22 protein-coding genes are annotated in these 25,804 nt (G+C 67.4%); 8 read left to right on the forward strand and 14 right to left on the reverse strand.

The window, feature by feature from the left end; genetic code table 11:
* Positions 1-648: 648 nt before the first annotated feature.
* The 4 genes from FAZ79_RS05370 (at position 649) to FAZ79_RS05385 (ending at position 4,589) form a co-directional block, all read left to right on the forward strand.
* Entirely contained in the window at positions 649-2,034 is a 1,386-nt protein-coding gene (locus FAZ79_RS05370) for an NAD(P)/FAD-dependent oxidoreductase (protein WP_136866950.1), read from the forward strand.
* Between the two features lie 112 nt (positions 2,035-2,146).
* The gene (locus FAZ79_RS05375) at positions 2,147-3,067 is read left to right on the forward strand and encodes a hypothetical protein (protein ID WP_136866951.1); all 921 of its coding nucleotides are present in this window, start codon (positions 2,147-2,149) and stop codon (positions 3,065-3,067) included.
* Positions 3,064-3,828 (forward strand): lysophospholipid acyltransferase family protein, encoded by a 765-nt coding sequence (locus FAZ79_RS05380; protein ID WP_169303598.1) that lies wholly within the window; start codon positions 3,064-3,066, stop codon positions 3,826-3,828. Before FAZ79_RS05375 ends, FAZ79_RS05380 begins: the two co-directional genes overlap by 4 nt.
* Entirely contained in the window at positions 3,825-4,589 is a 765-nt protein-coding gene (locus FAZ79_RS05385; protein WP_169303599.1) for a glycosyltransferase family 2 protein, read from the forward strand. The genes FAZ79_RS05380 and FAZ79_RS05385 overlap by 4 nt, the downstream gene beginning before the upstream one ends.
* 28 nt (positions 4,590-4,617) lie before the next feature.
* Here FAZ79_RS05385 and FAZ79_RS05390 read toward each other — a convergent pair whose 3' ends face one another.
* The 13 genes from FAZ79_RS05390 to truA form a co-directional block, all read right to left on the reverse strand.
* Positions 4,618-5,373 carry a DUF4197 domain-containing protein gene (locus tag FAZ79_RS05390; RefSeq protein ID WP_136866954.1) on the reverse strand — a complete coding sequence of 252 codons (756 nt, stop codon included), beginning with the start codon at positions 5,371-5,373 and terminating at the stop codon, positions 4,618-4,620.
* 155 nt (positions 5,374-5,528) lie between these two features.
* Entirely contained in the window at positions 5,529-6,194 is a 666-nt protein-coding gene (locus tag FAZ79_RS05395; RefSeq protein WP_136866955.1) for an FMN-binding negative transcriptional regulator, read from the reverse strand.
* Positions 6,195-6,198: 4 nt separating this feature from the next.
* Positions 6,199-8,064 (reverse strand): dihydroxy-acid dehydratase, encoded by a 1,866-nt coding sequence (gene ilvD, locus FAZ79_RS05400; protein WP_136866956.1) that lies wholly within the window; start codon positions 8,062-8,064, stop codon positions 6,199-6,201.
* Between the two features lie 24 nt (positions 8,065-8,088).
* Entirely contained in the window at positions 8,089-8,607 is a 519-nt protein-coding gene (locus FAZ79_RS05405) for a L,D-transpeptidase (RefSeq protein WP_136866994.1), read from the reverse strand.
* Positions 8,608-8,755: 148 nt separating this feature from the next.
* Positions 8,756-10,291: an amidophosphoribosyltransferase gene (gene purF, locus FAZ79_RS05410; RefSeq protein ID WP_136866957.1), complete on the reverse strand. Its 1,536-nt coding sequence runs from the start codon at positions 10,289-10,291 to the stop codon at positions 8,756-8,758.
* A gap of 194 nt (positions 10,292-10,485) precedes the next feature.
* Entirely contained in the window at positions 10,486-10,974 is a 489-nt protein-coding gene (locus FAZ79_RS05415; RefSeq protein WP_136866958.1) for a CvpA family protein, read from the reverse strand.
* Between the two features lie 43 nt (positions 10,975-11,017).
* The gene (locus tag FAZ79_RS05420; protein WP_169303600.1) at positions 11,018-11,806 is read right to left on the reverse strand and encodes an SPOR domain-containing protein; all 789 of its coding nucleotides are present in this window, start codon (positions 11,804-11,806) and stop codon (positions 11,018-11,020) included.
* Positions 11,807-11,840: 34 nt separating this feature from the next.
* The gene (locus tag FAZ79_RS05425) at positions 11,841-13,139 is read right to left on the reverse strand and encodes a folylpolyglutamate synthase/dihydrofolate synthase family protein (protein WP_169303601.1); all 1,299 of its coding nucleotides are present in this window, start codon (positions 13,137-13,139) and stop codon (positions 11,841-11,843) included.
* 52 nt (positions 13,140-13,191) lie between these two features.
* Positions 13,192-14,076 carry an acetyl-CoA carboxylase, carboxyltransferase subunit beta gene (gene accD, locus FAZ79_RS05430; protein ID WP_136866961.1) on the reverse strand — a complete coding sequence of 295 codons (885 nt, stop codon included), beginning with the start codon at positions 14,074-14,076 and terminating at the stop codon, positions 13,192-13,194.
* A gap of 81 nt (positions 14,077-14,157) precedes the next feature.
* Positions 14,158-14,973 carry a tryptophan synthase subunit alpha gene (trpA, locus tag FAZ79_RS05435; RefSeq protein ID WP_136866995.1) on the reverse strand — a complete coding sequence of 272 codons (816 nt, stop codon included), beginning with the start codon at positions 14,971-14,973 and terminating at the stop codon, positions 14,158-14,160.
* Between the two features lie 29 nt (positions 14,974-15,002).
* Entirely contained in the window at positions 15,003-16,232 is a 1,230-nt protein-coding gene (trpB, locus tag FAZ79_RS05440) for a tryptophan synthase subunit beta (RefSeq protein ID WP_136866962.1), read from the reverse strand.
* Complete coding sequence (locus FAZ79_RS05445) at positions 16,213-16,863, reverse strand: phosphoribosylanthranilate isomerase (protein ID WP_136866963.1); 651 nt, start codon at positions 16,861-16,863, stop codon at positions 16,213-16,215. Before FAZ79_RS05445 ends, trpB begins: the two co-directional genes overlap by 20 nt.
* Before the next feature lie 177 nt (positions 16,864-17,040).
* Complete coding sequence (gene truA, locus FAZ79_RS05450) at positions 17,041-17,829, reverse strand: tRNA pseudouridine(38-40) synthase TruA (RefSeq protein ID WP_136866964.1); 789 nt, start codon at positions 17,827-17,829, stop codon at positions 17,041-17,043.
* A 380-nt stretch (positions 17,830-18,209) separates the two neighbouring features.
* Here truA and FAZ79_RS05455 point away from each other — a divergent pair, with 380 nt between their 5' ends.
* The 4 genes from FAZ79_RS05455 to FAZ79_RS05470 all read left to right on the forward strand — a co-directional run bounded on the left by FAZ79_RS05455 (position 18,210) and on the right by FAZ79_RS05470 (position 25,154).
* Positions 18,210-19,811, forward strand: coding sequence for a TolC family protein (locus tag FAZ79_RS05455; RefSeq protein WP_136866965.1), 1,602 nt, complete (start codon positions 18,210-18,212; stop codon positions 19,809-19,811).
* A 59-nt stretch (positions 19,812-19,870) separates the two neighbouring features.
* Positions 19,871-21,019 (forward strand): efflux RND transporter periplasmic adaptor subunit, encoded by a 1,149-nt coding sequence (locus tag FAZ79_RS05460; RefSeq protein ID WP_169303602.1) that lies wholly within the window; start codon positions 19,871-19,873, stop codon positions 21,017-21,019.
* Positions 21,016-24,333 carry an efflux RND transporter permease subunit gene (locus tag FAZ79_RS05465; protein ID WP_136866967.1) on the forward strand — a complete coding sequence of 1,106 codons (3,318 nt, stop codon included), beginning with the start codon at positions 21,016-21,018 and terminating at the stop codon, positions 24,331-24,333. Before FAZ79_RS05460 ends, FAZ79_RS05465 begins: the two co-directional genes overlap by 4 nt.
* 101 nt (positions 24,334-24,434) lie before the next feature.
* Positions 24,435-25,154, forward strand: a complete 720-nt coding sequence (locus FAZ79_RS05470) for a cupin domain-containing protein (protein ID WP_136866968.1) — start codon at positions 24,435-24,437, stop codon at positions 25,152-25,154.
* 5 nt (positions 25,155-25,159) lie between these two features.
* On the opposite strand, the gene FAZ79_RS05475 is transcribed toward FAZ79_RS05470, so the two are convergent.
* Positions 25,160-25,801, reverse strand: coding sequence for an ABC-type transport auxiliary lipoprotein family protein (locus tag FAZ79_RS05475; protein WP_169303603.1), 642 nt, complete (start codon positions 25,799-25,801; stop codon positions 25,160-25,162).
* Between the last annotated feature and the right edge of the window lie 3 nt (positions 25,802-25,804).

Below are 25,804 nucleotides of genomic sequence, written 5' to 3' on the forward strand. Positions count from 1 at the left end.
AGCCCCTTTAAGAGCCAGCAACAGGCCATCCGTCGCCCCAGTTCCCGCCACCACGCCCGCGGCGTCGCGCTCGCGTCTCGTCCTCGATCGACCGATGCCACCCTGATTTCGTCCCCCGGCGTGTGCGTAAGGAAACTCTGCACGATTCGATGACGTCTCTGCGGGACCTCCCAGGGCCCAGGTACGAGGCGCAGTCCGCCGTGAAGGGCTTCGTCCCCTATACAAAGGGCGGCAACGCCGCCGATGGGTCCTTGGAGGCCCGCCCGAAGGGGCTTGCGGGTTTGCCCGCACTCGGCGTTGCCGTCCCTCGACGGGCCCGAGTGATCGCCCCGGGCCCGCCTTCGGTCCGGCGCCTTGATTGCGGGCAAACCCGCGAGCCAGAGATGACATCGAATCGTGCAGAGTTTCCCCTGAGTGCGCGCGACTATCGCACGCCCCGACCCGCGCATTCAAGCGAACGCGCCTTTCCGCGACGTCTCCGGGACGCCGGGCAGGGACGGGTTCGGCCGGCCAACGACGCACCAATCGTTCGCCACCCCATCGAAGTTGACGCGACCTGCCCGGACTCCGATCATAACGCCCCGCTAGGACCGGCCATCGGGCCATCGACTGGCCGACACACCGATCACCGCCACCAAGGCCGACCGCATGCACGAACAGGACGTAACCGCCACGGACCAGAACCCCAACCACGAGCGGGCAGCCGTCGACGCCGGCTACTGCGACACCTTCGTGGTCGGCGGGGGCCCGGGCGGCTCGACCCTCTCCACCCTGCTCGCGCGCAAGGGCCACGACGTGGTGATGGTCGAAAAGGAACACCATCCGCGGTTTCATATCGGCGAATCACTGCTGCCGGCGAACCTCGAACTATTCGAGACCCTGGGGGTGGCCGACGAGATCGCCGAGATCGGCATCGACAAGTGGGGGGCCGAGTTCGTCTCGCCGGCGCACGATCACACCCAGCATTACAATTTCGGCGAGGCCTGGGACAAGTCGATGCCCAAGGCCTACGAGGTCGAGCGCGCGGAATTCGACCGCATCCTGTTCCGCAACGCCTCGCGCCACGGCGTGCGCACGGCCGAGGGCACCACGGTGGTCGACATCGACTTTCACGACCCGGCGCGGACGGACGACCAGGGACGCGACTATCACGCCACCGTCACTACCCGCGACGAAGCCGGCAACCGGAAAACCTGGCGCACCGCCTTCGTCGCCGATGCGACCGGCCGCGATACCTTCCTGGCCAACCGCCACGGCTGGAAGCGCCGCAACCGCAAGCACAACAGCGCGGCGGTGTTCGGCCATTTTCGCGACGCCAAGCGCAACCCGGGCAAGACCGAGGGCAACATCACCCTGTTCTGGTTCGACCACGGCTGGTTCTGGTTCATCCCGTTGAAAAACGGGGTCACCAGCGTGGGCATGGTCACCTGGCCGTACCACATGAAATCCCGCCAGGGTCGGTCGCTCGAGCAGTTCCTGTTCGACAACATCGACACCGTGCCGGAACTCAAGCGTCGCCTGGCCGACGCCTCACTGGTGCGTGACGTGCAGGCCACCGGCAACTTCTCCTACTCGGCCGACCGCACCCACGGCGATCGCTTCATCCTGGTCGGCGATGCCTTCATGTTCATCGACCCGGTGTTCTCCAGCGGCGTGATGCTCGCGATGCAGAGCGGCGTGTTCGGCGCCGATGCCATCGATACCGTCCTGCGCGAGCCGGCCCGGGCGAAACAGGCCCTGAAGGCCTACGACCGCCAGGTGCGCCACGGACCGAAGGAGTTCTCCTGGTTCATCTACCGGATCACCAAACCGGTTATGCGCGACCTGTTCATGGCGCCCCGCAACTTCTTCCGCGTAAAGGAAGCCCTGATCTCGCTGCTGGCCGCCGATATCTATCGCGGCACGCCCATCTGGCGCTCGATCGCCACCCTCAAGGGCATCTACTACATCACCTCGCTGGCTCGACTGCGCCACTCACTGCGCGACTGGTGGGCCCATCGGCGCAAGGTCCAGCCGGTCAGCCAGGACTCCTGATCCACCGATGAATGCCCCGACCTCAAGCCCGGTAACCGATCCCGGAGCGGCGCCCTCGCCGCTCGGAGCGCTCACCCTACCGGATCGGCCGCTGACGGCGATTACGGGTTGTGTGGGCGAACTGCCGCTGCAATGCCTTGCGGGCCCATCGGGTGACATTGCCGAAGGCTTTTCGCTCGACCAGGGCGTCGAGACGACAACGGGGGTCGGGTACTGCCTCGCGACGAGCCCGGGCTTTTCCTTTGGGGTAATCGAGATCGACGAGCAGCCGGGCCTCGCGGACGGCACCGAACGGGCCTACCGACGGCTGTTCGACCGGCTCGAGGAGTCCGATACCCCGCACCTGTGGCGGGTGTGGCAATACCTGCCGGCGATCAACGCGGACGACCCGGAGACCGGCGTGGAGCGCTACCGGTTGTTCAATCAGGGCCGGGCCGCGGCGTTTTCCGCCACCGGCCGGGACGTTGCCGATAGCGCCCCGGCGGCCTGCGCGCTGGGTTGCGACGAGGCCGGGTCCGGCCGCCTGATCTTCCTCGCCGCGAGCATCCCCGCCACGCCGATCGAGAACCCGCGTCAGGTCAGCGCCTATCACTACCCGCCGACCTACGGTGCCAAGAGCCCGATCTTCGCTCGCGCCGCCCTCGCCCGCGGCCCCGTCCATGACTGGCTGTTCATCTCCGGGACCGCGTCGATCACCGGGCATGCGACCCGTCATGTCGGCGACATCCACGCCCAGCTCGACGAAACCCTGGCCAACCTGGAGGCCGTGCGGCGGGTGGCCAACGCCGAACGGCCCGTCGGCTTCCCCGAGTTCGACTTCGATGCCAATGCGCTGATTCGCGTTTACCTGCGTCACCCCGACGACCTCGAGCCGGCCCGGGAACGATTGGAGACCGGGTTGAACGGTTGCAGCCAGATCCAGTTCCTGCGGGCAGACATCTGCCGCGCGGACCTGCTGGTCGAGATCGAGGCCACCCTGCGCCAGCCGCATCGCGGCGATGGCGTCGAATGCGCGCCGTGGATTCCCCTGTGAACCGTAATCGTTTCGTGAAAACCGGCTGGCGGCGCCTCTGGGGCGTCCCCGTCCTGATCCTCGGCTTCGGGGGTCTGGGCGTCCTGCTGATCGGGTGGCTGCCGCTGGCCGTGCTCCTGCTGCTGGTTCGCGGCGACCGGCGTGCGCGAATGACCCGACAGGTCATCCATCAGGCCATGCGGCTCTACCGCGGCTGGCTGACCCTGATCGGCGGCTGTCGCTTCCACACCGCCGCACTCGAGCCGTTGCGGCAGAGCAAGCCGGGGGTGGTGATTGCCAACCACCCGTCCCTGCTCGACGCCCTGGTGGTACTCGCCCACGCCCCCAACGTCGTCTGTGTCATGCGCGCCGGGCTGTTGAAGAACCCGCTGCTTGCCCTGCCGGCGCGCCTGGCGGGCTACCTGCCGAACGACAACCCGGTCGAGATGATGCTGGGTGGGCGTGCGGCGATTCGCGCCGGGTGCCACGTGCTGCTGTTCCCGGAGAGTTCGCGCACGCGTCGAGCCAGTGGAGGCAGCGTGGATGCCTTTCACCCGGCCGCCTTCATGCTGGCCAAACGTGCCGAGGCACCCATCCATGCCTTCCTGTTCCGCTACGACTCGCCGCTGCTGGGCAAGGACGACCCCCTGTGGAGCCCGCCCCGCGTGCCTGTGCGACTGAGCGTGGCACCACTTGCCAACCGCCCGTCGATGCATGCCGAACCGCGCGCCGAGGCCGAGGCATGGCACGCCGCTTATCGACAGGCACTGGAGGTGGCATGAGTTCGACCCCAGACTTCGCCCCCCTGATCCTGATCCCCTGCTACAACCCCGGAGCACGCATCGACACCACGGTCGAGGCGGCCTCCCGCAGCGGCTTGCCCGTCTGGATCGTGGATGACGGCAGCGACGAGTCGACCCGTCGGCGCCTGGCGGACTTGGCGCAGCGCTTCCCGCAGGTGACGGTGCTGCGCCACGAGACGAACCGCGGCAAGGGGGCCGCGGTGCTGACTGGACTACAGGGCGCGCGTGCCCAGGGCTTCACCCATGCACTCACCCTGGATGCCGACGGGCAACACCCGGCCGACCGTATCGACGCGTTCATCGGCGCCGCCGGCGATCAAACCGAGGCCCTGATCCTGGGTCGGCCGGTGTTCTCGGCCGACGCCCCGGCATTGCGCGTACAGGGGCGCAAGGTCTCGAATTTCTGGGCAAACCTGGAAACGCTCTGGGCGGGCATTGGCGACTCGCTGTTCGGCATGCGGGTCTACCCGATCGACGATCTGGTCGCGGTGATGTCGGAAACCCGCTGGATGCGACGCTTCGATTTCGACCCCGAGGCCGCGGTGCGCCTGGCCTGGCGAGGACTGCCACTGGTGAACATGGACGCGCCCGTGCGCTACTTCGATGCCGAGTCCGACGGGGTCTCGCACTTCCGCTACGGGCGGGACAATCGGCTCCTGATCTGGATGCACCTGCGCTTGCTGGCAGGTTTCCTGCGCCGGTTGCCGCGGCTGATCCGACGGCGTTGGCAAGACAGCTGAACCACTGCCTGAATGCGCCCCCGGCGATCTATCGGCCGCCGAACACCTTTTCCAGCAGATCGGTGGTGCGGGCGTAAGGTTCGGTGCGGATCAGCCTTTCCTGTTCCGCGACCTTGAGAAACAGCCCGTCGAGCGCCTTCTCGGTGATGTAGCCGTCCAGGTCCGTGTCACCCGCGAGCATTTGGCCCATCGGTCCGGCGCGGTCCATCATCTGCTTGTAGGCCACCGTGACGCCGGCCCGGTCGGTCGCCGCCTCGACGATGGGTCTAAAACGCGTGGCCAGCTCATCGGAGCTGCTGCGCCGCAGATACGCGGTGGCGGCATCGTTCGGCCCCTCCACGATACCCCTCACGTCATCGAGGCTCATACGCTTGATCGCGCCGAGGAAGACATCGGTCGCCTCGGGCACCGCCTGTTCCGCGGCGTGGTTCATGGTCCCGACGAACTCGTCGGCCAGCCCAGCCTGCCCCAGGGTGCGCAACATCCCCTCGACCTTTTGCAGGTAGCCCGGCAGCGGAATACGCACCTGGGGGTCGTTGAGGTAACCGCCTTCTTGCCCCAGTTGCCTGACGGCCACCTCGACGCCCTTGCTCAGGGCCTCCCGGATGCCTTGGTCCATCTCCCCCTGCGTCAAGCCGGAGGCGACCGATGGGGACTGGGAGTCGCCGCCACTGCCGAGGCCTTCCAGCCGCTTCAGCATGTCGCTGGCGAAATCGGCCTGGGCCGAGCGGTTTGCCAACAGGCCGCCGACCACGATCAGGCCAAGCGCTTGACGTCGATTCATGCTGCATTCCCCGCTAACCGCCTAAAGGTCATCATGACCCGAGATATCCGCCCCCTAGAGGATCGGATGTGAAACTCATGCCCACACTGGGCTTATAGACCATCCAACGACACAGGCTGACCAAACGCAATCACGGTATCGACCCAGCTTGGTGGTCATCCCCTGTCGCGCGCACGCATCAAGTCGGCCATCTCATCGCACTCGGCATCTCCACGACGGTGCAGCCCCTCGATCACACCGTCCCGGTCGGCGGCGGTCTTGTTCTGCGCGAGCTTCTCGATCCCCTCGATCCGTTCGGGCAACAGCTCGATGCCGACGATCGCCGCCTTCATCCCGGCGATCTGCCGGTCGGGCAGGTGATCCCAGTCGAACGGATCGCCGCCGATCCGTGCCTGGTGGGTGTCGATCAGGTGGTGCAGGTGGCGGTCGAGCCACTCGGGATCGCCCTCACCGGCGAGCCGCACGCGGCCGCGCACGTGCACCGACTGGTAGTTCCAGGTCGGCACGCTGGTGTCGTGGGCATCGACGTACCAGCGCGGCGAGACGTAGGCGTCCGGGCCGGTGAAGATGAGGATGGCGGACAACTCGCGACCGTCGGCCAATGCCTCGGCGACCGGGTTCGCCCGCGCGAGATGCGACTCGAACCGCCAGGTCTCGGGCCGCGTTGCTTCGCCAAAACGCAGAAAGGGCAGATGCACGCACGGCATCTGCCCTTTGTCGGCGAGGACCAGGGCGGCGAACGGATGGGTCGCCACCACCTCGGCGATCACCGCCGGATCGTCCTGGCGGAAGTGCGGCGGGATGTAAGTCCCGACCGTCACCGCCTTACTTCACGCCGATCTGCGAGAGATCGCGCACCGCGCCCAGCGAGGCCGAGGTGGTGAGCGCCGCGTAGGCCTTGAGCGCCTGGCTGACGTAGCGCTGGCGATTGACCGGCTTGTAGGCGGCATCACCGCGCTCGATCATCTTCTCGCGACGGTGGGCTAGATCGGCGTCGCTGATATCCAGGTGGATCGTCCGCTCGGGGATGTCGATGACGATGGTGTCGCCCTCTTCCACCAGCGCGATTTCGCCGCCGGAGGCCGCCTCGGGTGAGGCATGACCGATGGACAGTCCCGAGGTGCCGCCAGAGAAGCGCCCGTCGGTGAGCAGCGCACAGTCCTTGCCCAGACCCTTGGACTTCAGGTAGCTGGTCGGGTAGAGCATTTCCTGCATGCCCGGCCCGCCCTTGGGGCCCTCGTACTGGATCACGACCACGTCGCCGGCGACGATCTGGTCGCCAAGGATCGCCTCGACGGCGGCATCCTGCGACTCGAAGACACGCGCCCGGCCGGTGAACTTGAGGATGGACTCGTCCACGCCGGCGGTCTTCACGATGCAACCGTCGCGGGCGATGTTGCCGAACAGCACGGCGAGGCCACCGTCCTTCGAGTACGCGTGCTCGTAGTCGCGGATGCAACCCTTGGCGCGATCGATGTCCAGGCTCGGCCAACGGGTGTCCTGCGAGAACGCGGTCTGGGTCGGGATGCCGGCCGGACCGGCGAGGTAACGGCTCTTGGCCTCGTCGCAGGCGGTCTCGCGCGCGATGTCCCAACGGTCCAGCCCGTCCTTGACGGTCTTGCTATGCACGGTGGGGATGTCGTTGTGCAGCAGACCCGCCCGGTCGAGCTCACCCAGGATCGCCATCACGCCGCCGGCACGGTGCACGTCCTCCATGTGGTACTGGGCCGTGCTCGGCGCGACCTTGCACAGGTGCGGGATCTTGCGGCTCATGTGGTCGATGTCGGTCATGTCGAACTCGACCTCGCCCTCGCGCGCCGCGGCCAGCAGGTGCAGCACGGTGTTGGTCGAGCCGCCCATGGCGATGTCGAGCGCCATGGCGTTCTCGAACGCCTCGCGCGTGGCGATCGAGCGCGGCAGCACCGAGGCATCGTCGTTCTCGTAGTAGGCCTTGGCGAGGCGGACGATCTGACGACCGGCCTCAAGGAAGAGCTCGCGACGATCAGCATGTGTCGCCAGCAGCGAGCCGTTGCCCGGCAACGACAGGCCCAGCGCCTCGGTTAGACAGTTCATCGAGTTGGCCGTGAACATGCCCGAGCAGGACCCACAGGTTGGGCAGGCGGATCGTTCGATCTGCGCGAGTGTCTCGTCGGAGACCGAATCGTCGGCCGCCTTGACCATCGCATCGACCAGGTCGAGCTTGATCACCTCGTCGGAATCCGGCGACAGCCGGGTCTTGCCTGCCTCCATCGGCCCGCCGGAGACGAACACCACCGGGATGTTCAGACGCATGGCGGCGTTGAGCATCCCCGGGGTGATCTTGTCGCAGTTGGAGATGCACACCAGCGCGTCGGCACAGTGGGCGTTGACCATGTACTCGACCGAGTCGGCGATGATGTCGCGGCTGGGCAGCGAGTAGAGCATGCCGCCGTGGCCCATGGCGATGCCGTCATCGACCGCGATGGTGTTGAATTCCTTGGCGATCCCGCCGGCGGCCTCCACCTCGCGCGCCACCAGCTGGCCCATGTCCTTCAGATGGACGTGGCCCGGCACGAACTGGGTAAACGAATTGGCGATCGCGATGATCGGCTTGCCGAAATCGTCGTCCTTCACGCCCGTCGCGCGCCACAGGGCGCGGGCACCGGCCATGTTGCGGCCGTGGGTGGTGGTCTTGGAACGATAATCGGGCATGGATCGGGTCTCCGAAAAACGGGGTTAATCGATGATGTCGACCAGCGCGCCTTCCCGGACGCGGTCGAACAGCGTAATCACGTCGGCGTTGGTCATGCGCACGCAACCGTGCGAGGCCGGCTGGCCGATACGGCCCTCTTCCGGCGTGCCGTGGATGTAGATGTAGCGCTGCTTGGAGTCGACCTCGCCACCCTGGTTGACGCCGGGTTCGAGGCCCTCGAGCCAGAGGATGCGGGTGGTGACGTCGTCGCGCGCGGCGCGCTCGTCCGGCCCCGTCAGGATCTCGGCCAGCTCGCCGGTGGGCCTGCGACCACGAAAGATCATGCCGCGAGGGGCATCGGCGCCGATCTTCTGATCCACTCGATGCAGGCCCAGCGGCGTCTGCAGGCTGCCTTCCCGATTACCGGTGCCCTTCTCGGCAGTGGATACCGGGAAGGACCCGACCAGTTCGCCGGATTCGTACAGGTAGAGCCGTTGCCCCGGCACGTCGACGACCAGCGCCTGGTCGCCCGCCTCCCCGTTGGCGGCGAGCCGGTCGGCCATTGCGGCCGCCGAACGGGCCACCCGGTCGGGCACGCTGGTTTCGGCAACGGTCACGGCAGCCGACTCACCCGCCGATGCCATCGACGGCCCACCGAACGCGGTCAGGACCACGAACGAGACGGCAGCGCACCACGCCAGCCCCACACGGCTACTGGTCATTGTAAAGACCGACGGAGACGATATCCCGGGAGCGCCGTGACGCCCCGGCCGCCCCGTTGGCCTTGTCGCGCTCGCTATCGGCACGGCTGCTCGCCAGGTTGTCGAGGTAGGCGGTGTCGATGTCGTTGGTGACGTAGTCGCCGGTGAAGCAGGAGCAGTCGAACTCGTTGAGCGTCGGGTTGCCCTGGCGCACGGCCTCCTTGAGGTCCTCGAGGTCCTGGTAGATCAGGTCGTCGGCGCCGATCGCATCGCGGATCGCGTCGACATCGCGGTTGTGGGCGACGAACTCGTCCGCCGCCGGCATGTCGATGCCGTAGACATTGGGGTAGCGCACCGCCGGCGCGGCCGAGGCCATGAACACCTTCTTGGCACCGGCCTCGCGGGCCATGCGGATGATCTCGCTGGAGGTGGTGCCGCGCACGATGGAGTCGTCGACCAGCAGCACGTTCTTGCCGCGGAACTCGAGATCGATCGCGTTGAGCTTCTGGCGCACCGAGCGCTTGCGCTTGGCTTGGCCCGGCATGATGAAGGTGCGTGCGATGTAGCGGTTCTTGACGAAGCCTTCGCGGTACTTGAGGTTCAGGTTGACCGCGATCTCCAGCGCCGCGGTGCGGCTGGTGTCGGGGATCGGGATCACCACGTCGATATCGTGGTGGGACCACTCGCGCTGGATCTTCTCGGCCAGCATTTCGCCCATGCGCATGCGGGCCCGGTAGACCGAGACGTCGTCGATGATCGAATCCGGACGCGCGAGGTAGACGTACTCGAAGATGCAGCTGGCGTACTGCGGATCGTCGGCGCACTGGCGCAGCGTCACTTCGCCCTCGCGGGAGATGAAGATGGCCTCGCCGGGAGCGAGGTCGCGGACCAGTTCGAACTCGCCGGCCTCGATCGCGACCGACTCGGAGGCGATCATGTACTCGGTGCCATGCTCGGTCTCGCGCTTGCCGTAGCAGACCGGGCGGATGCCGCGCGGATCGCGGAAGGCGAACACGCCCTCGCCGGCGATCAGACCGATCACGGCGTAGGCACCGCGGGCCCGGCGATGGACGTTGGTGATCGCGGCGAAGACGTCATCGGCGGTCGGACGCGCCCCGGCGATGGCACCCAGCTCGTGGGCGAAGACGTTGAGCAGCACCTCGGAATCGGAATTCGTGTTGAGGTGGCGACGATCCTCGGCCACCACGGCGGCGCGCAGCTCGTCGACGTTGGTGAGGTTGCCGTTGTGCCCCATCGCGATGCCGAACGGCGCATTGACGTAGAAGGGCTGCGCCTCGGCCGAGGAGTCACAACCGGCCGTCGGGTAGCGGACGTGGCCGATACCCATGTTGCCCATCAGCTGGCGCATGTGACGGGTGTGGAAGACGTCCTTGACCAGTCCGTTTTCCTTGCGGAGAAAGAGCCGTTCCTCGTCGGAGGTGAGGATGCCCGCCGCATCCTGACCCCGGTGCTGCAATACGGTCAGACCGTCATACAGCGCCTGATTCACCGGCGATTTCGCCACCATCCCAATAATGCCGCACATGCGTCAAACCACCTCGGTATGTAACCGTGCAAAAAGTCAAAAGGCCTCGGCTCGGGCGGTCCCGCCCGAGGCCGAAACGGCGACGCCGGAGCGGTCGTTCGACCGTTCCGGCGTGATTCGGGGTCGCCCCGAGGGCGATCTGCGTCCGGCAGATCGCCACGTTGTCCTTGCCACGTTGTCGTCCAAGGGGATCGTCACCACTGCACGTTGCGGGCGACGTCCGCCGGCAGGATCGCCAGCAGCCACTCGGATACCACCTGGAAGTGCGGTATCAGCATGGATGCCTGCCACCATTCTTCCTTCGGCAGGGCCGTGAACCCGCCCAGTAGCAGCAGTCCGGCGACGATCAACACGCCACGCAGCAGGCCGAAAACCATCCCGACCGATCGATCCGTGCCGGACAGGCCGGTCGTCTCGACCAGCTTCGAGATCGCCCAGTTGATGATTCCGCCCAGGATCAGCACCACCACGAACAGCGCCACGAAGGCGATCGCCACCCGCGCGGACGGAATGTCTACCGCCTCGGGCACCAGCACGGCGGCCGTCTGCGAAAACGCCAGCGCAATACCGAACGCCGCGATCCAGGTGATCAGCGAGACCACCTCCTTGACGAAGCCCCGCACCAGGGCAATCGCCGTCGAGATCAGGACGATTGCCAGCAGTATCCAGTCGACCATCGTCATGGCGTCCTCCCTGCCCGATCGATCACGCGTCCTTCCGCCCTGCTCACTTGGTCATCACCAGTCCGTCGCGGCCAATGCGCTGGCGCAGTCGTTCGGTGGCCTCGCCGGCCAGGTCACGCGTGGCATAAGGGCCGACGCGCACGCGCCAGACCGTGCCCTGCTCCGAGAACAGCGGCGTCACCGACACGTCGAAGCCGGACGACTCGACCGATTCGGCCAGTGCGCGCGCGTTCCGCTCGTCGGAGAAGCTGCCCAGCTGCACCACGTATTCGCCGCTGGCCGAACTCTCCGGAAGGTCGTCCGCCGACGAATCCTCATCCGCCTTATCGGCCTGGGCGGCAGCGGAGTCCTCGGCCGACTCGGATTCCGCGTCCTCGTCGCGCCGGGCCGGTTCCGGTGCCGACTCGACAACCGACACCTCATCGGCCGCCTGGCTCGCCGGTTCGACGGCTTCCCCCTCGGATTCGGGCATCATCTCCTCGGGCGTCGATGCCGCGGCTTCTTCGCTTTCCTCCACGGATTCGCCGCCCGACCGGGCCGCGTCCGAGCCGGACGCCTCGCGGGCCTCGATCGGTGTCTGATCGGGGAACAGCGAGGTGGGCGGGTTTTCGAGTGGCTCGCCCGTCTCGCCGGGCGGCTGCGGCACCTCGATGCGCTCGACGCCTTCGACCTCGGGCTTTTCCGGGGCGGTCTGCACCCGGAGGCTGTCGATACCACTGCCATCGAGCCACAACGGCAACAGCAGCACGGCCAGCGCCACCACCACCGAGGCGCCCACCAATCGTTGGCGGAAACGCGACTCGGTCCAGCTTGATTCGGTTTGCTCTGCCACGGCGTCCTCTTTGCCTCGTTGCGACGGGGGCGCTTCAATGCCCGGCATTGTCTCGCGTATCGAGTCGCGCCCGCAATGGACCGACCACGTGGAACGAACCGAACACCACGATCTCGTCGATCTCGCGGGCCTCGGCAAGCGCCGCATTATACGCACCCGACAGGTCGGCTTCACGGTTGACCCGGTCCGCGCCGGCCTTCGCCAGCGCCGACTCGATCCGACCAATCCCGGCCGCCCGCGGTTCCGCAAGCGGGGCGATCCACCAGGCATCGAAACAGTCGGCCAATACCTGGACCACTGCCTCGATCGGCTTGTCATCCAGGGCCGAAAACACCGCCAGACGCCGGCCGGCGGGCTTGGCCTCCAACGCCGCGGCGAGTGTGCGGGCCGCCTCGACATTATGGGCCACGTCAAAGATCACCGTCCGCCCGCGGTCGACGAATCGCTCCAGCCGACCGGCCAGGCGGACCGTTTCCAGCCCCTGCCGGACGGCCTCATCCGGGATGGCAAGCGGACTGCGCGGGTGTTGCAACAACGCAACGACGCCCGCGGCGTTATTCCACTGGTGCCGCCCGACAAGCGCCGGTCGTGGCAGGCAGATGATCCGATCGCCGCGGACCAGGCCGAAGACCGGCTGTCCGACGTGATCCGGGGTCGGGCAATCGGCAGAGACACTGAAATCCGCGCCGAGCGACAGCATGTCCGCACCGAGACGCGCGGCGGACACGGCCACCGAATCGACCGGGTCGGGATCGACATACACCGCCGGCTGGCCGGCGCGCAGAATGCCGGCCTTCTCGGCGCCGATGGCCTCACGCCCTTCGCCCAGCCAATCCTGGTGATCAAGCCCGATGGCGGTGATCAGGGCGAGATCGGCATCCAGGGCATTGACCGCGTCCAGCCGACCACCCAGGCCGACCTCGAGCACCCAGACGTCGACGCCCGCCTCGGCAAACACCAGAAACGCCGCCACCGTCAGCCACTCGAAATAGGTCAAGGCGTCGCTGTCGGGGTGGCGCTCGATGCGTTCGAATGCGCGAACCAGGGCGTGCGCATCGACCATCTCGCCGTCAATCAGAAAGCGCTCGCGCACGTCGACCAGGTGCGGCGAGGTGTAGCTGCCCACTCGATAGCGCGCCGCGCGACAGATGGCCGATGCCATCATCACGCTCGATCCCTTGCCGTTGGTGCCGGCCACGGTGATCACGCAGGCGGCCGGACGGTCACCCAGCAGGTCACGCGTGAGGCGCCGGCAACGCTCGACCCCCGGTTCGATCCGGTTGGGATCGCGCTCGAGCAACGCCTCGAGCCAGGCATCGACCGAACGGCTCACGACATCCGACCCCGGCAGGTGACTGTCAGGACTGGCAGAACGGTGCGCCTGGTCACGAGGCGGCGGTGGCACGCTCGCGGGGCAGGTCCTTTTTCTGCAGGTTGGCCACCAACAGGGCGACGGTCTGCGGCAGCTCGTCGCGGGGCACGATCATGTCGATCGCGCCGTGCTCGAGCAGGAATTCGCTGCGCTGGAAGCCCTCGGGGAGGGTCTCGCGGACGGTCTGTTCGATCACGCGTGGACCGGCAAAGCCGATCAGCGCATTGGGTTCGGCGATCTGCACGTCGCCGAGCATGGCAAGCGAGGCCGAGACGCCGCCCATGGTCGGGTCGGTCAGCACCACGATGAACGGCAGCTGCTTTTTCGACAGGCGGGTCAGCGCCGCCGAGGTCTTGGCCATCTGCATCAGCGAGAACAGCGCTTCCTGCATGCGCGCCCCGCCCGAGGCGGTGAACACCACCAGGGCGCAGCGGTTCTGGATCGCCGCCTCGACGGCGCGGACGAACTTCTCGCCGACCACCGAGCCCATCGAGCCGCCCATGAAGGCGAAGTTGAACGCCGTGGCGATCACCGGCACGCCATTGGTGCTGCCGCGCATGACCACCAGCGCATCCTTCTCGCCGGTCTTCTTCTGGCTCGCGCTGATGCGGTCGCGGTATTTCTTCTGGTCGCGGAACTTGAGCATGTCCACCGGTGAGATGTCGGCGAACAACTCCTCACGACCGGTTTCGTCGAGAAACGCATCCAGACGGGCGCGCACGGCGATGCGCATGTGGTGTCCGCACTTGGGGCACACCTCGAGGTTGCGTCGCAGCTCCTCGCGGTAGAGCACGGCATCGCAGCCGTCGCACTTGACCCACAGGCCTTCCGGCACACCGCGCTTGCCGGTGCTTTCCGTTCGGATGCGTGATGGAATCAGTTTGTCCAGCCAGCTCATGCGCGAACTCTCCCAGGATGATGTCGTTCTCGGGCCGGCCCAACGCGATCCTCGCGGTGGAGCGACCGTAGGTGTGTGTCGTTAGTGGCGCGCCGTTTCCACGGCCGCGCGCAACTCGGCGAGAAAGCCGCGCACGGCCTCCAGCCCCTGGGCGTTCATGCCGCCGGCCGCCGAGGCCTGCTCGTGGATCAGGCGCACGATGGCGCTGCCGACGATGACGGCATCCGCCACCCGGCCGACCTGCCCGGCGGTCTCGGCGTCACGAATGCCGAACCCGACGCCCACCGGCAACGCGCAGGCCTCGCGCACGCCCTCGACCTGCGAGGCGAGCGCATCGGTGTCGAGGTTGGCCGCCCCGGTCACGCCCTTGAGCGAGACGTAGTAGACAAAGCCCGAGCCCTTGGTGGCCACCTCGCGGGTGCGCGCCGCGCTGGTGGTCGGCGCGAGCAGGAAAATCGGGGACATGCCGCGCTCGCCCAGCGCCGCGGAGAGCTCGTCGGCCTCTTCCGGCGGCAGGTCGACCGTCAGCACGCCGTCCACGCCGGCGGCGGCTGCCTTGTCGACGAACGCGGCCACGCCGATCGCCTCGATCGGGTTCTGGTAGCCCATCAGCACCACGGGCGTATGGCTATCGCGCTTGCGGAACTCGGCGACGAGATCGATCACGCCGCGCAGACCTAAGCCCGATTTGAGGGCACGCTCGTGCGCGGCCTGGATGACGGGCCCGTCGGCCATCGGATCGGAGAACGGCACGCCCACCTCGATGGCATCCGCCCCGCCCTCGACCATCGCGTGCATCAGTTCGACCGTCGCCTCGGCGCTCGGGTCGCCGGCGGTGATGTAGGGAATCAGGGCGGCGCGGTTCTCGCCCTTGAGGCGTTCGAACAGGGAGGCCAGGCGGCCGGCGGGTTGCTGGGTCGTCTCGCTCACAGTTCGATCCCCTCGAGCTTGGCCACGGTGTTGATGTCCTTGTCGCCCCGACCGGACAGGTTGACCAGGATGCGCTGCCCGCCACGCGCCTCGGCCAGCAGGCGGGCGTGGGCAACGGCATGGGCCGACTCGATCGCCGGGATGATGCCCTCGCAGCGCATGGTGTCGTGGAAGGCCGCCATGGCCTGGTCGTCGGTGATCGCGGCGTACTGCACGCGACCGATGTCCTTGAGCCAGGAATGCTCGGGCCCGACGCCCGGGTAGTCGAGCCCGGCGGAGATCGAGTGCGTGCCGATGATCTGGCCGTTCTCGTCTTCCATCAGGTAGGTGCGGTTGCCGTGCAGCACGCCCGGACGACCGGCGGTCAGCGGGGCGGCGTGACGCCCCGTCTCGACGCCGTCACCGCCGGCCTCGGAGCCGTGCAGCTCGACCGACTCGTCGGCGAGGAAGGCGTGGAAGATGCCCATCGCGTTCGAGCCACCGCCGACGCAGGCGACCACCTGGTCCGGCAGTTCGCCGGTCTTCTCCAGCATCTGGGCGCGGGCCTCGCGGCCGATCACCGACTGGAAGTCGCGCACCATCTGCGGGTACGGGTGCGGGCCGGCCACGGTGCCGATAATGTAGAAGGTGTCGTCAACGTTGGTCACCCAGTCGCGCATCGCCTCGTTCAACGCGTCCTTGAGCGTGCGGGTACCGGAATCGACCGGCACCACCTTCGCGCCCAACAGCCGCATGCGAAACACGTTCGGCGCCTGGCGCTGGATGTCGTCGGCGCCCATGTAGACCACGCACTCGATACCGAGGCGCGCAGCCACGGTCGCCGTGGCCACGCCGTGCTGGCCGGCGCCGGTCTCGGCGATGATGCGGGTCTTGCCCATGCGTTTGGCCAGCAGGGCCTGGCCGAGGGCGTTGTTGATCTTGTGCGCGCCGGTGTGGTTGAGGTCCTCGCGCTTGAGCCAGATCTCGGCGCCGTAGAGCTCGGACAGGCGCTTGGCGTGGTAGAGCGCGGTGGGACGACCGACGTAGTCGCGCAGGTCCGACTCGAACTCCTCGATGAAGCCGGGGTCGTTGCGGTATTTCTCGTAGGCGGCGGTCAGCTCCTCGATCGGCTCCATCAGGGTCTCGGCCACGTAACGGCCCCCGTAATCCCCGAAGCGACCGCGCTGGTCCGGGAAGCTCGCGTAATCGACCGGCGCGCCAGTCGCCTTAACGTTGGTTTCGGGCATGACCCACCCCTCGCATGAATGCATGAATTTTGTCGGCCGACTTGATGCCCGGCGCCTCTTCTACCCCACTGGAGACGTCCACGGCGTAAGGCGACAGCGTGTCGATTGCGTCGGTCACGTTCTCCGGCGACAGCCCGCCCGCCAGGATCCAGGGACGGCGGTCGCGTCCGTTGTCCCGCGGCCAACGGTTCCAGTCGAAGGGGTGACCGGTCCCGCCCAGGCCGCTGACCGCGTGGCTGTCGATCAGGAATCCGCGGGCCGTGTGATGCTCCTGCCGGACCCGCTGGCGCGCCTCGTCGTCCAGCTCGGCGCTGACCGCCTTGATGTAGGGACGGCCGAACTGCCGGCAGAAGCGCCCCGTCTCGCTGCCGTGAAACTGCAGCAGATCCGGACCGACCTGATCGATGACCGTTTCGACCCAGTCCACGCTCGGGTCGGAGAACAGGGCGACCGTCTGCACGAAGGCCGGCACCCGGGCAACCAGATCGCGCGCCGTCTCGACGCGGATCGAGCGCCGGCTGGCCGGCACGAACACGAAGCCCAACGCGTCGGCCCCGGCGGCAACCGCGGCCTCCACATCGGCCAGCCGCGTGATTCCGCAGATCTTTACCCGTGTGCGGCTGTTGTCCACCGGATTCTCGGCCCTCGTGAAAAAGAGAAGTACAAAACAATGTGGGCCGCGGATTCTAGCAGGATTCCCGGGGCCTCTCGACTCCCGGGGCAGGCCACCACGGATCGCGGGGTCCGCGGCCGAGTACGTCGTGTCGGCCCCCCTGACCGCGACCCGCCCCAGCCCATCTGCCGTAACTCAGCCCATCTGCTCGAACAGCGGCCGGCGCGGCTGGGTCGGCAGGCCAACGGGTTCCGGGTACTCGACCCCGGTGAGGTACAGACCATCCGCGGGGGCGGTAATTCCCGCCGCCTCGCGCTGGCAGGCGGCAAGCGCCTCGCTGATCCAGTCGACCGGCCGCTCGCCGCTGCCTACCGCGAACAGGCTGCCGACGATGTTCCTCACCATGTGATGCAGGAAGGCGTTGGCCCGCACGTCGATGAACAGGTACTCGCCCTGTCGGGTGATCTCGATGCGTTCGACCGTCCGCACCGGGGAATGGGCCTGGCAATCCTTGCCGCGGAAGCTGGAGAAATCGTGCTCGCCGACCAGCCGATCGGCGGCCGCCTGCATCCGCGCCTCGTCCAAGGGGCGGTACCACCAGCTCAAGCGCCCCGCGGCGATCGCCGGCCGCGTCGATCGGTTGATCAGGCAGTAGCGATACTCGCGGGCGGTGGCGGAGAAACGGGCGTGGAAGGTCTCGTCGACCTCTCGGACCCACAGGGCAGTGATGTCGCGCGGCAGGTGCTGCATCGTGCCCATCTGCCAGCCGTAGAGCGGCCGTTCGACCTCGACATCGAAATGGATCACTTGGCCCGTGGCATGCACGCCACGGTCGGTGCGCCCGGCACAGACCACCTCGACCGGCCCGTCGGCCACGCGGCTGATCGCCCGCTCGACGCGCTCCTGCACGGAGTCGCTGTGAGACTGACGTTGCCAACCGTGGTACCGCCCGCCGTCGTACTCGATGCCCATGGCCAATCGCATGCCCGCTCCCCTCGAATTGCCCGTCGAATTGCCCGTTGCGCAGACCCGCCCGTCCGGTCGGGAGGCGCGATGATACCGGGAAAGGCCGCGTACACCCACGGGGCGGCCAGGCACCCACCGACTCGATGGTTAATAAGTATCTCGCAACGTACTGATGTAGCGGGCAGTTCCGGGAGCGCGTGCTAGCATCCATCCGAAAGGGATGACCAACGCGGGTTTCATATATTAGAGTTTACTGATATAGTCCGCGCTCACCGGGAGGGACCGGCGGTGCCAAGGCGCGCCCGACTGAATCGGGACGCCCCTTGCCCGTCCACGCCGACCGGGATCGCGAACGATGTCTCCGGACTCTCCGCAACCGTTTTTCAAGGACACGCAGCATGGCGCGCAGCAATCACCCCCGGCTTTCATCGAAGGTTTCCTCGGGCGACGACGGCGTCTCGACCGCTCGCCTACCCGGACCGCGGCTGCTCCCGACGGTCATCGCGCTGGCCCTGACCCTCGGCGGACAGGCGATGACCAGCCAGGCGCTGGCCGTCGAGACCGAGGCGGTCGACTTTACTGCCGAGACCCCGGCAGGCGACAGCCGGCAGGCACTCACCCTGCCGTTCAACGAGGCGGTCGAGCGCACGCTCAACCAGAACGCGGCCGTGGATCTCTCCCAGGCCCGCATCGCCGAGGCCCGTGCCGCGATCGAACAGGCAAACGGCAACCTCCTGCCCACGCTTGACCTGTCGTTCGGCGTGATGGGCTCGAACAACCCGCTCAATGTCTTCGGCATGAAGCTGCAGCAGGAGCAGGCGAACTTCAACGACTTCGGCGCCGGGGAGTTTTTCCAAACCTACGCGAACGACCCGGCCAATCTCCCTGCGGCCCTGGAAACCGAGCCGGACAATCTCAACGACCCCGGCTGGCACCACAACTTCCAGACCTCGCTGAAGCTCTCCATCCCGATCTACAACGGCGGCAAGATCCGGGAGATGCGCACCCAGGCCCAGGCCCTGCTGCAGGCGGCGCAATCGGGCGACGAGGCCGCGCGCCAGCAGCTGGTCCTGCACACCGTCGAGGCCTACGCGGGCATCAACACCGCCGAGGCCTTCGTCGAGGTCGCCAGCCAGGCGCGCGAGGCGGCCAGGTCCTTCCGGGATCTCTCGCAGAAGCTCTACGACGAGGGCGTGGTCACCAAGGCCGATCTGCTCAAGGCCAAGGTCAACCTCGGCGAGCGCGAGCTCGACGTCGAGAACGCCCGCAACCAGGCGGCCAACGCCGCCGACGGGCTCAAGGTACTCACCGGCATCGACACCGGCCGCGACATCGATCTCAACGAGGCGATCGACGTCGCCCTGCCCGAGACCACCCTCGAGGAGGCCCGGCAGCTCGCGCTGTCGAACAACCCGCGCATCCAGGCCCTGCGTGGCCGCATCGCCGCGGCGCGCGCCGAGGTCGACGTGGCCCGCGCCGATTACAAGCCGCAGTTCAACCTGATGGCGCAACAGGACTTCAACGACGACACGGTCGGCCTGCGCAACGACAGCTACACCGTCGGCGGCGTGCTGACCTGGCGGGTGTTCGACTTCGGCGCCCGCTCCGGCAAGGTCGACCGCGCCCGGGCGAAGGTCGACGCCAGCCTGGCCGAGCGCCAGCAGGCCCTCGACAAGCTGATCGGCCAGGTCGGCAAGGTCTGGCGCGAGGCCAACATGGCCGAAAAGCGCGTCGAGGTGCGTCGCCTGGCCATCAGCCAGAGCGAGGAGGCCGTGCGTCTCGAGACCCTGCGCTACCAGCAGGGCCTGGCGACCATGACCGAACTGCTCGCCGCGCAGACCGAACTCGACAACGCGCGGGCCGAGCTGATCCGCGCGCGCTTCCAGCGCACCATGCAGCGCGCCGCCCTGTGGCTGGCGCTGGGCGAACTCGGACCCGAGCGGGTCGAATCGGTGCGCGCCGACGGCGTCGAGGCCGCGCTCGACACCTCCGAATCCTGAACGGCCGCCCTGCCCGGCCGCGGTACCCATTGCGATCCAACCAACGAGATCCATCGATGATGCAGCACGCGACACACCCGCTCCTTTCCCAGGTCACGGACCAGCGGCTCGCCCGCCGACTGGTTGTTCCCCTGCTCGCCGGCCTCATGCTGGCAGGCTGCGGCGGTGAACCGACCGAGCAGCCGTCGGCGAATGCCGGCGCCGAGGTCCAGGCCGACTGGATCACGGTCGATGCCGGCGAGGTCGACGACACCGCGCTGTTCCCCGGCACGGTGATCGCGAGCGACCAGTCGCCGATCGCCTCGCGGATGATGGGCTACGTCCGCGAGATCAACGTCCGCGAGGGCGAGACCGTCGAGAAAGACCAGCCGTTGCTCACCATCGACCAGAGCGACGTCGACAGCCAGATTCGCCAGGCCGAGGCGGCGCTGGCCAAGGCGCGTTCCGGGCTGGCCAACGCGCGCAGCAACTACGAGCGGTTCCAGCGCCTCTACGAGGAAAACGCCGTACCCAAGCAGCAGTTCGAGCAGATGCGCACCGCCTACGAGGTCGCCCAGGGCGATTTCAACGCCGCCCAGGCTGCCGTCGAGCAGGCGCGCTCGCAGGTCAACTACGCCCAGATCCGCGCCCCGTTTGCCGGCACCATCGTCCAGCGCATGGTCGATCCGGGCCAGCTCGCCACACCGGGCCAGCCGCTCCTGATGCTGATGGGCAGCGGCGATCGCGAAGTGCAGGTCGAGGTGGACGACCAGGCCTACGCGCGGCTGGACGAAGGCGACAGCCTCGAGGTCAGCTACCGCGATGCCGACGGCAACCCGGCCAGCTTCACCGCCGAGGTGCTGCGGCTGGTGTCGGCCGCCGACCCAATCACCCGCACCCACACGGTCAAGCTGAGCGTGCCGGCCGAACTGTCGCTCACGCCGGGCAACTTCGTCACCGTCAGCGTGGTGCTCGACCAGAAGGCGGCGATCCTGGTGCCGGCGGGGGCCGTTCACGATCGTGGCGGCATGCAGGGCGTGTTCGTGCTCGATGACGAGGACCGTGCCCGGTTCCGCCTCGTGCGCGTCGGCCAGGAACGCGGTGACCAGGTCGTCGTGCTGGCCGGCCTGCGTGACGGTGACCGCGTGATCACCGAGGCCGAGGGGCGACTCGCCAACGGGGTGCGCGTCGTGTCGGGCAACGCAGCCGAGGGTGATGCATCGTCATGAGCCAGACGACCAACACCAAGGATCCTAAGCTGAACCTCGCCGGCCGACTGGCCAACAGCTTTCTCTACTCGAAGATCACCGCGCTGATCATGATCGCCATCACCCTGTTCGGGCTGATGGCGGTGCTGATCACCCCGCGCCTGTACAACCCGGAGATCGTGGTGCCGGGCGCGCAGATCTTCGTCCAGCGGCCCGGGAATGACGCCGCCCAGATCGAGGACCAGGTGGTCAAGCCGCTCGAGGCCTTGATGGCCCGTCTCAAAGGCGTCGAGCACACCTACGGCGTGGCCATGGACGATTTCGGCATGGTCACCGTGCAGTTCGAGGTGGGTAGCGACGAGGAGGCGAGCCTGCTACGCCTGTACAACGAGATCTCGCGCAACCTCGACCGTCTGCCGCCCAACACCAGCATGCCGCTGGTCAAGAGCATCGGCATCACCGACGTGCCGATCATGAGCCTGACCCTGAGCTCCGAGGCGCTCGACAGCACCCAGCTGCGCGAGGTCGGCCAGCGCCTGCTCGAGCAGGTGCAGAACGTGCCCGAGGTGGGCGCCAGCGAGGTGATCGGCGGTCATCGCCGCGTGCTCGCCATCGATGTGGACCCGCAGCGCCTCGCCGCGACCGGCGTGCCGATGAGCCGGCTGAGCGAGATGCTTCAGGGCGCGAACGTCGTGTTGCCGGGCGGTGCCCTGACCAACGACAACCAGGAAATCCGCCTGCGGACCGATGCGGCCTTCACCGGCCCCGAGGACCTCGAGAACCTGGTCATCGGTCAGCACGAGCAGCGACCGATCTACCTCGCCCAGGTCGCGGACATCACCTACACCCCCGAGGAAAACGACCAGTACACCACCCACGCCTTCGGCCCGGCCAACACCCTGGGCAAAGCCGCGGGCGACCCCACCGCGGCGGTCACCGTGACGGTGGGCAAGCGCGCCGGGGCCAACGCGGTCACCGTGGCCGCGGCGGTCAAGGAGAAGCTCGAGATCATCGAGCGCGAGCTCCTGCCCGAGCAGGTCGATCTCACCATCACCCGCGACTACGGCGATCGGGCCGACGACGCGGTCAACACCCTGATCGAACACCTGGGCGTCGCCGTGCTGGTGGTGCTGATCATCCTGTTCTTCTTCCTCGGCTGGCGCGAGGCGCTGATCGTCACCCTGACCGTGCCGCTGACACTGTTCGTGGTGCTGGGCGTGGGCTGGATCTTCGGCCAGACGATCAACCGCATCTCGCTGTTCGGCCTGATCCTGTCACTGGGCCTGCTGGTGGACGCCGCGATCGTCGTGATCGAGAACATCCACCGCCACCTGCACGAGGGCAAGGAACCGTCGTTCGCCGATCTACTCGTGCGGGCGACCAACGAGGTCGGCAACCCGACCAACATCGCCACCCTGGCCGTCATCCTCGCCTTCGTGCCGATGGCGTTCGTGTCGGGGATGATGGGGCCGTTCATGCTTCCCATCCCGATCAACGTCTCGGTGGCGATGATCGCCTCGCTGATCCTGGCCTACATCATCGTGCCCTGGACGGCCTACCGCTGGCTGGGCTCGAAGGCACGCAAGGCGCTGGCGAAACGCGACACCCTCGAGGGCGACCCGCACCACGAGGACTGGCTGATGCGCAACTACAAGCGCGTCGCCAAGCCGCTGCTGGGCTCGCGGGGCTTCTCGCTCGCCTTCCTCCTGCTCGTGCTGGGCCTGATGATCGCCTCGATGCTGATGCCGGCCTGGCAGTTCGTGCGCGACTCGGGTATGAACGGCCCGCTCTCCCCGGCGGGCGTCAGCCTGAAGATGCTGCCCGAGGGCAACGTCGACACCTTCCTGCTCGAGGTCAACACGCCCGAGGGCACGGCGGTCGAGCGCACCTCGCTGGTGGCCGACGCCGTGGGCCGCGTCGTCTCGCAGAATCGCTACGTGACCGACTACCAGACCTACGTCGGCCGCACCGGGCCGCTGACCTTCGCCGGCATGGTACGCGGCGACATGATGCGCCAGGCGCCCAACATGGCACAGATCCGCGTCAACCTGGTCGACCGGCATCACCGCCCGGTGACCAGCGAGGTCGCCATGGAGATGTGGGAGCAGCTCGAGTCCGTGCGCGAGCGGCACGCGGATTCCGATATCAAGCTGTTCCTCACCCCGCCGGGCCCGCCCGTCCGCGCCCAGGTCCTCGCCCGCATCCACGGGCCGGACTACGAGACGCTGCGCGAGATCGCCACCCAGGTGCGCGGTCGTTTCGAGGACGTCTACGGCATGATCAACGTCGACGACTCGATCACCGCCGATGCGCCGGAGTACCGCATCGAGGTCAACCAGACCAAGGCACTGCAGTCGGGCATCGCCCCGGCGCAGATCGCCAAGGTGGTTCACGAGTACGTCAACGGCCAGACCCTGGGCACCGTGCACGACACCGACACCTCGGAGCCGGTCAACATCGTGTTGCGCCTCGACCAGGCCAACCGCGCCTGGATCCGCCAGATCCGCGACCTGACCGTCACCAACCCCGAGGGCAAGGCGGTCAAGATCGGCAACCTGGTCGACATCCGCGAGGGCACGGTCACCAAGCCGATCATGGACCGCGACCAACACCCGGTGGTCTTCGTCCAGGGTGACCTGTTGGGCTCGAGCCCGGTCTACGCCACGCTGACGCTCAACAAGTGGCTCAACGAGATGGAGCTCGACGGCAACGTCGAGATCAGCACCGGCAACCTCGGCTTCGTCGACAGCCAGCCGGACGACCTGGAGGGCTACCAGGTGCTCTGGGGCGGTGACATGCGGCTCACGCTGGACGTGTTCCGCGACCTGGGGGCGGCCTTCATCGTCGCACTGGTGTTCATCTACCTGCTGCTGGTTGCCTACTACCAGTCGTTCATGCTGCCGGTGATCGTCATGGGCGCGATTCCGCTCACCCTGGTGGGCATCTTCCCGGGCCACTGGCTGTTCGACATGCCGTTCAACGCCACCTCGATGATCGGCTTCATCGCGCTGGCCGGCATCGTGGTACGCAACTCGCTGCTGCTGATCGACTTCATCCTCGATTACCGCCAGCAGGGTTACGGCCTGAAGGAGTCCGTGCTCGAGGCCGGCGCGGTGCGCTTCCGCCCGATCCTGCTCACCGCGCTGGCGATCATGTTCGGCTCGGCGATCATGATCACCGACCCGGTCTTCGGCGGGCTGGCCGTCTCGCTGATCTTCGGCACCTTCGCCTCGACCATGCTGACGCTGCTGGTGATCCCGATCATGTACTACTTCTGGCAGCTCGATCAGCAGATCAAGACCGAGAAGAAGGCAACGAAAGCCAAGGCGACCTGACCAATCAGCTCACGGCATGAACCGCGACCCGCCGATCCGGCCGGTCGCGGTTTTTTTTGTCTACGCTTGGGCTCCCGTGACCCCTCAGGACAAACCGATCCATGGCCGAACACCCGCTGACACCTATTCACGCCGACCTGTTCGAGCGTGCCGTCGTCGACACCAGCGCCCTGCCCTGGGTGCCATCCCCGGAGCCGACCGTCGAGCGCAAGCTGATCGAACGCGAGGGCGGTGACGGCACGCGGGCGACCAGCCTGGTGCGCTTCGCACCCGGGGCGAGCTTCCCCGAACACGTCCATCACGGTGGCGAGGAATTCCTGGTGCTGGAGGGCGCGTTCTGCGACGAGACCGGCTGCTTTCCCGCGGGTCACTACGTGCGCAACCCGCCCGGCTCACGACATTGTCCGAGCGCCCCGGACGGCTGCGTGATCCTGGTGAAACTGCATCACCTCGACCCGCGCGAGACCGAGCAGATCGTCGTGGACACGACGACCACCCAATGGCAACCGGGCCTGGTGGAGGGACTCGAGGTCATGCCGCTAGGTGGGTTCGAGGGCGAGCACACGGCCATGGTGCGCTGGGCGCCGGGCACGCGCTTCAAGCCGCACCACCATTTCGGCGGGGAGGAGATCTTCGTCGTGGAGGGCACGTTTGCCGACGAGTATGGCCGCTATCCGGCCGGCACCTGGCTGCGCAATCCGCACTGGAGCCTGCACCAGCCCTACTCGGAGACCGGCTGCACCATCTGGGTGAAGACCGGCCACCTGCCCATCCCGGACTCGTGGTACGTGGAGACCCGAGGCACCCAGTCGCCCCCGTAGTTTAGCTACCGGGTGGCAACCACGCTCGCCGCCAGTGTCGCTCCCTGGGCAGCCAGGCGTCCGATCAGCCCGTCGACCAGTGACTGGGCACCCCGGGCATAGGCCTCGGCGTTGTTCCTCTCGAGTTCGACCGTCTCGTTGAAGATCATCGCCTCGACCAGCTGACGTTCGGCGGCCCGGTACCAGCTGCAGGCCACCTTCATCTGGACCTCGCCGGAGGGGTTGAGCCCCGCGTTCGGCTCGAGCCGGTGCTCCAGGCGCTGGATTTCGCAATAGAGGCTCAGGTCCGCCGGCACGCGTGCGCCGCCCCGCACCACCGTCTTGACCCAGGACTGACTGGAAAGGGACTCGTCGATGATCTCGTTGAGCATCACCGCCGGCGGGCTCGCCCAGCGGTTGTCGCGGTAATACGCCAGTGACTGGCGATCACGGCTGTAGGCCATGTCTCGGCGGTCGATGGCACTCGCCGCGCGGGTCTCGACCAGCCGCACGATCACCGACCCGGCAGTCGTCGACGGGCGGCTCGATTCGGGCGCCACCAGGCGCCATTGCTGCGGCTCGCCGCCCCGCTCCGGCAACACGGCGCAGCCGCTTGCCAGCACGGCGATGCCCAACGCGAACAGCGCACGCACTGGACTCCATTTCATTGC

Origin of the sequence: Guyparkeria sp. SB14A (assembly GCF_005096345.1) — a bacterium.
Lineage (GTDB): Bacteria > Pseudomonadota > Gammaproteobacteria > Halothiobacillales > Halothiobacillaceae > Guyparkeria > Guyparkeria hydrothermalis.

Bases quoted from the DNA above. Each gene is read 5' to 3' on its own strand.
- FAZ79_RS05460 (WP_169303602.1), top strand. From the start codon at position 19,871: ATGCAGCACGCGACACACCCGCTCCTTTCCCAGGTCACGGACCAGCGG.
- FAZ79_RS05455 (WP_136866965.1), top strand. From the start codon at position 18,210: ATGGCGCGCAGCAATCACCCCCGGCTTTCATCGAAGGTTTCCTCGGGC.
- FAZ79_RS05465 (WP_136866967.1), top strand. From the start codon at position 21,016: ATGAGCCAGACGACCAACACCAAGGATCCTAAGCTGAACCTCGCCGGC.
- FAZ79_RS05390 (WP_136866954.1), bottom strand. From the start codon at position 5,373: ATGAATCGACGTCAAGCGCTTGGCCTGATCGTGGTCGGCGGCCTGTTG.
- FAZ79_RS05370 (WP_136866950.1), top strand. From the start codon at position 649: ATGCACGAACAGGACGTAACCGCCACGGACCAGAACCCCAACCACGAG.
- FAZ79_RS05415 (WP_136866958.1), bottom strand. From the start codon at position 10,974: ATGACGATGGTCGACTGGATACTGCTGGCAATCGTCCTGATCTCGACG.
- FAZ79_RS05385 (WP_169303599.1), top strand. From the start codon at position 3,825: ATGAGTTCGACCCCAGACTTCGCCCCCCTGATCCTGATCCCCTGCTAC.
- FAZ79_RS05470 (WP_136866968.1), top strand. From the start codon at position 24,435: ATGGCCGAACACCCGCTGACACCTATTCACGCCGACCTGTTCGAGCGT.
- FAZ79_RS05475 (WP_169303603.1), bottom strand. From the start codon at position 25,801: ATGAAATGGAGTCCAGTGCGTGCGCTGTTCGCGTTGGGCATCGCCGTG.
- FAZ79_RS05405 (WP_136866994.1), bottom strand. From the start codon at position 8,607: ATGGCCGACCGGCTCGCCGCCAACGGGGAGGCGGGCGACCAGGCGCTG.
- ilvD (WP_136866956.1), bottom strand. From the start codon at position 8,064: ATGCCCGATTATCGTTCCAAGACCACCACCCACGGCCGCAACATGGCC.
- trpB (WP_136866962.1), bottom strand. From the start codon at position 16,232: ATGCCCGAAACCAACGTTAAGGCGACTGGCGCGCCGGTCGATTACGCG.
- truA (WP_136866964.1), bottom strand. From the start codon at position 17,829: ATGCGATTGGCCATGGGCATCGAGTACGACGGCGGGCGGTACCACGGT.
- accD (WP_136866961.1), bottom strand. From the start codon at position 14,076: ATGAGCTGGCTGGACAAACTGATTCCATCACGCATCCGAACGGAAAGC.
- purF (WP_136866957.1), bottom strand. From the start codon at position 10,291: ATGTGCGGCATTATTGGGATGGTGGCGAAATCGCCGGTGAATCAGGCG.